Below are 375 nucleotides of genomic sequence, written 5' to 3'. Positions count from 1 at the left end.
CCTTGAGCGGGCTTCCCCAGAAGCCGCAGGGTGGTGCCGAGGGCCCTCAGGGCCACCACCCGGTCGTCCGGGTCCAGCCTCCCCGCCACCGCCTGCTCGGCCCGGAAGAGGGCCTCCCTCAGCTCCCCCCTGGCCCGGTGGACGGAGGAGAGGAGGACAAGGACCCGGCTCCGGAAGCCTCCCAGGGACTTGGCCCGGACCACGGCCAAAGCCTCCTCCGCCCGGCGCAGGGCCCAGCCCGTCCTGCCCCGGTGCAGGTGGGCCACCCCCAGGCCGTGGAGTGCCCAGGCCCGGCCCAGGTGGTCCTCCCGGGCGCTGAAGTGGTCCAGGGCCCGCCTCAAGGCCTCCTCCGCCTCCTCCCAGCGCCCGGCCCGG

The 375-nt window shown here is 76.5% G+C and carries 1 protein-coding gene; it reads right to left on the bottom strand.

Annotated elements, in window-relative coordinates:
- Positions 1 to 375: tetratricopeptide repeat protein (locus tag ACYQ0J_RS00605; protein ID WP_460170265.1), on the bottom strand; the 375-nt coding region annotated here is incomplete at both ends.

The sequence above is a fragment of the Thermus sp. FJN-A genome, from assembly GCF_054655095.1.
This window is presented reverse-complemented; position numbering and strand designations above follow the sequence as displayed.